Source organism: Sulfurimonas sp. (assembly GCF_016744025.1).
In the GTDB taxonomy this organism is placed as follows: domain Bacteria; phylum Campylobacterota; class Campylobacteria; order Campylobacterales; family Sulfurimonadaceae; genus Sulfurimonas.
The window spans coordinates 1-4,186 of record NZ_JADGFC010000170.1 but is presented as its reverse complement, the minus strand read 5'-3'; the positions used below and the strand labels follow the sequence as shown (position 1 = coordinate 4,186).

Below are 4,186 nucleotides of genomic sequence, written 5' to 3'. Positions count from 1 at the left end.
TCTTGCCATTTTTAATCCTATTAAATCTCATAACACATTTGTATTATTCTATCTAAATTACTGAATTAAAGTTTGTCTAGTTTATAGGGGACATTCCAACCTTGGAAGTACACTCATCTTCATTTAAATCAGTAAGATATACATAACCTGATGGTTTTCTATCAGCAGAAGAAAAAGTACATTCTTGTTCTTTTGTATAATGTGCAAAACAATATGAACGCTCACAATTTAAATTTAAATCATTATTATAAAATATACTATCAACTTCATCACCAACTAAAGATTTACAACCATCTATAGTTTGATAATATGCTTTATATATATAATCAGAATAAGAAAAAGTAGGAGAATTAGGAAAGAAATACTTTTGCTCAGAAATACCCTCACAAGTAGAACCTGAATTTGAATTATTAGCAACACCATCGCCATCAATATCATCATCTAACTCATTAGCAATTCCATCACCATCAATATCAGGGTCATCCTCATTTAAGATACCATCACCATCTATATCATCATCAATAGAATTTGGTTTACCATCTTTATCTGTATCAACTTCACAAGCACTATCACCCATAGCAAAACCAAATGAACATTCACAAATATTATCATCTACATTTAAAGTTTGATTATCTGTACATTCAGGAACAATAATTTCTTCTTCACACATGTTAGATGTAGTATTAAAGATTTCACCATCAATACAATTATCTATATAAGTACAAGATTTTGTACTATCAATAATCAAACTAAAAGTATAGTAACCATTAGAATCAGTCTCAGACCAATAATTAATAGAAACATCTGCTTTATGATTACTACTTGAATATGTAAGAAAACTAAAATCATCAGTAGTATTAAATGTATTAGAACACGAACTTTTTGAATAATAATCATTTATATCAGAACCATAAGTATTTTTAACTGCAGTCAAAACAGCATTATAATTTGCATAAGAATTTTTTTTATAATTCATTTTACTTGTTTCAGAACTAGAATTACTTGTTAAAGTAACAGCAAAAAGTGAAGAATAACTAAATAATAAACTATATAATAAAAGGGATTTTAAGCTCATTCTAAAGCCTAAACTCTACCACGAAAAAGCGAAGTTACACTAAAGAGTATAAACATCAAAAGATTAAGAGAAGCAGTTATTGAAAAAAAGAAATCAAAAGCGGGGTCACCTATTATAGTAAAGTCTAAAAATTCAACCATTTTATTTACTTTTCCATAAGAAGAGACCAAACATAGAACCCGTCATAACACCAGCGATAGCCATTGAGTAAGCATAATCTTTTGTACGCATATTTAAATCATCTGCTCTCTTTGAGACTTTTGACATATTCTTATAAGCGTAAACATTAGAAGCTAGTATAAAAGCTAATATAAAATATTTAATCATCCTAACATCCTTAAAACTCGTTTACTACCCATAAGAAAAGCCAAAAAGGCAACTACTGAAGCGACTATAGTTGACATATCTAATATTGCTGGAGACATATCAACATCAGAGGCAACAAGTGCAGAGGCATTAGTAGCAAATATCATTAGAAAAATAATGCTAGTAATACCTAACTTGAACATACTAAGAAATGAATCCAAGAAGTTTACGACCACCCCAAAAAACAGCACCAGCACCTAGCATAGAACCAAGTAAAATTGCAACATTAGCAATAGGGTCAGAAAAATCAGGAGCAGTAATTGGTGCCGCTTGTGCTAAAGTACCTACTGCTACAGTTACAGTTACTACAGCTCTTTTTGATGTTTGACTGAATTTATCAGCAACTTTTTTTGAGAATTTTTGAAATCTTTGCATGACTTCCACCTTGTATTAAAATTTTGCTAGAGTTCGTTATAACTCTGCTATAAACGATATAACGACCGCTGATAGCAAAGCTAGGTACTCTTTTATCTCAATGGATTATTAAAAACAGTTTCTCTGTACTTCTTACTCATAAAATCTCTTCTATTAGTCTTTTTACTGCTTGTACTTGTCTTGCTTGTATAAGCCTTTGAAACTCTCTTTGATAATGCATTTTGTTTTTTATCTAATCTTTTTTGGACATTAACAACTCGACCATTTTTAGCTCTAAGCTTTTGCTCAGTAGTTGCTTTTATCTTTTGAGATTGTCTATACTCACTAAGAGCTTGTTTTTCTTGCTTCTTAGTCTCTTTAAATCTTTGGCTTTGTAGCTCTTTAGTTCTGTACTCTTGTTTTTTAGTTCTTATACTTGCTTGTCTATCTTCTCTTTTAATTTGTCTTTTAGCTTCTCTAGATGTTTTATAATCATCCAAACCTAGTAAATCTAAGAGTTTTTTACAAGCATAGATAAAAGCTAAAAATGAAAGCATTGCACCAATCAATATAAATAAGTTCTCAATCAATGAGTCTATTAATGGTTGTAAAATTAGTGATAAATCCATTTTTTATACCTTTAAGTGAAATAAGTTGAGTTACTAAAATATGACATGAATATTTTTTGATAAATCAAAACCACAATTTGCGAAAATTGCTAAAATTCACATCATATTAAGATTGACCGCTGTGTTATGTTTAAGACGTTTTTTGTTCTTTTTGTTTATAATCTAACTTGCTTTTTTATCAGTTTTAACCATGTTCATGAAAGTGTCTTTTAACTCAACAATTGGCATATTAGAATCTAGTTCCCATTTTTGCTTTTTATCATTGATAAGGATGTATGGAACATCTACAACTTTGTTTTCTAGAGCTTTGTATTTTGGATAGTCAGTAGAATCAAAATGTTGTTTATCCATAGATGGGTTAATATCACCATTGTCATCAATTGACTCACTTAAAAAAGCTACTTCGATTCTTGGCATACCGTTTTTATATTCGCCATCATCATCAAAACCATCAATCTCTACTCTACGAACCGAATAAATTTTACCAATCAACAATGTGTTTATTATATGCATGTGTCACTCCTCAGTGAAGAAAATTACTTAACCAACTGTCATTAATTAAGTTTATGAAACATAATTTAATTATGCTCTGTAAACCCAAGTATCTATTCACTCGCTATTTTTTTTGACCCTCTTAGGAGTGACCGAAAGAGGGGAGATTAGCTTTAATTTTCTTTGTGGAGTTCTAACTCAATGCTCCCACCGACTAGTCCCGTCTTACACAAAACTCACCATGATGTTATGTTGTTGCGGTTTTTAATTTGTAAAAGAAACGACTTAAAGTAGTCTTAATTTTCATACAGTCATTTTTAATGCTTTTTTTGATATTATTGAACATAGTTATCGCTGTTTTGCGGTATGTAGGAGCGACAATATCTATAGTAGATGTATTTATATACTCTATTACATCATTAGAGTATGTAATCAATTTGTCGAAGAACTCTTGAAAGAGAGTAGGTCTTTGAATGTTTTGTTTAGATACTTGCATTTGTCACTCCTATGCACAATTATTGTGCCTTATATAATAATATTATACAATTATTGATATTAAAGAAAACTTAATTATGTCAATATTTGTGCAAAAATACAATAAAAAGAACAACATATGAAAAGAGAAGAATTAGCAGACCTATTAAACGTAAGTAGAAACACTCTTACAAATTGGGAAAAAGAAAAACCAAACTTGGTTAGATTGATAAATCAAGGGTTAGCACTTGATGAAATAATTAGTAATCAAAAGAAAAGTTTATCAGAGCTAGAAGCCATACAAGCAGACGCTAGTAATGGTAAGTTTAAGTTGAAGTAGGGGATAAAATGCAATTATTTTTAATATTATTAATTAGTGTAAATGTCATATTTGCATTTGATAAAATATATGAAATTAAACATGATATTAAGGAAGTTACTGTAAATCTAAAAAGTGTTCGAGGAATAGAATTTGTATATAGAGATAATGGTAATGGTTTGTATGTACAAAACAATAGAGAAACTTTTTATCTTCAAGAACCAATTATATTAAAAAAATATCACATGGGATATATGTCTTATACAAAAATAATTAATGGAAAAAAAATAACCAAAAAAGAAAATATAAAATACTTTGAGATTAAATTAAAATGTCTAAAATCAAATGATATATATTTCAATTGCATAGAATAAATTAAAAACGCCAATTCCAACAACAAGTGCAATTTCCACCTAAATTAGCTAGCTAATCTTTTACTCATTTCACTGAAAAACACTTCATACGGAGTTTTGTATT

10 protein-coding genes are annotated in these 4,186 nt (G+C 29.2%); 2 read left to right on the top strand and 8 right to left on the bottom strand.

Annotation, left to right across the window (positions count from 1 at the left end; translation table 11 throughout):
- Window positions 1-76: 76 nt before the first annotated feature.
- The 8 genes from QZZ48_RS14450 to QZZ48_RS14415 form a co-directional block, all read right to left on the bottom strand.
- Window positions 77-1,075 carry a hypothetical protein gene (locus QZZ48_RS14450; protein WP_294966963.1) on the bottom strand — a complete coding sequence of 333 codons (999 nt, stop codon included), beginning with the start codon at window positions 1,073-1,075 and terminating at the stop codon, window positions 77-79.
- Between the two features lie 8 nt (window positions 1,076-1,083).
- Window positions 1,084-1,215 carry a hypothetical protein gene (locus QZZ48_RS14445; protein WP_294966962.1) on the bottom strand — a complete coding sequence of 44 codons (132 nt, stop codon included), beginning with the start codon at window positions 1,213-1,215 and terminating at the stop codon, window positions 1,084-1,086.
- Window position 1,216: 1 nt separating this feature from the next.
- Window positions 1,217-1,402 (bottom strand): hypothetical protein, encoded by a 186-nt coding sequence (locus tag QZZ48_RS14440; protein WP_294966961.1) that lies wholly within the window; start codon window positions 1,400-1,402, stop codon window positions 1,217-1,219.
- Window positions 1,399-1,548: a hypothetical protein gene (locus tag QZZ48_RS14435; protein WP_294966960.1), complete on the bottom strand. Its 150-nt coding sequence runs from the start codon at window positions 1,546-1,548 to the stop codon at window positions 1,399-1,401. Before QZZ48_RS14435 ends, QZZ48_RS14440 begins: the two co-directional genes overlap by 4 nt.
- A gap of 37 nt (window positions 1,549-1,585) precedes the next feature.
- Entirely contained in the window at window positions 1,586-1,816 is a 231-nt protein-coding gene (locus QZZ48_RS14430; RefSeq protein ID WP_294966959.1) for a hypothetical protein, read from the bottom strand.
- Between the two features lie 92 nt (window positions 1,817-1,908).
- Window positions 1,909-2,424 carry a hypothetical protein gene (locus QZZ48_RS14425; RefSeq protein ID WP_294966958.1) on the bottom strand — a complete coding sequence of 172 codons (516 nt, stop codon included), beginning with the start codon at window positions 2,422-2,424 and terminating at the stop codon, window positions 1,909-1,911.
- A 162-nt stretch (window positions 2,425-2,586) separates the two neighbouring features.
- On the bottom strand, window positions 2,587-2,937 hold the full coding sequence (locus QZZ48_RS14420; RefSeq protein WP_294966957.1) for a hypothetical protein: 351 nt from the start codon (window positions 2,935-2,937) through the stop codon (window positions 2,587-2,589).
- 226 nt (window positions 2,938-3,163) lie between these two features.
- Entirely contained in the window at window positions 3,164-3,412 is a 249-nt protein-coding gene (locus QZZ48_RS14415; RefSeq protein WP_294966956.1) for a hypothetical protein, read from the bottom strand.
- A 117-nt stretch (window positions 3,413-3,529) separates the two neighbouring features.
- Here QZZ48_RS14415 and QZZ48_RS14410 point away from each other — a divergent pair, with 117 nt between their 5' ends.
- Window positions 3,530-3,730, top strand: coding sequence for a hypothetical protein (locus QZZ48_RS14410; RefSeq protein WP_294966955.1), 201 nt, complete (start codon window positions 3,530-3,532; stop codon window positions 3,728-3,730).
- Window positions 3,731-3,738: 8 nt separating this feature from the next.
- A complete protein-coding gene (locus QZZ48_RS14405) occupies window positions 3,739-4,083 on the top strand; it encodes a hypothetical protein (protein ID WP_294966954.1) in 345 nt (114 codons plus the stop codon).
- Window positions 4,084-4,186 lie beyond the last annotated feature (103 nt).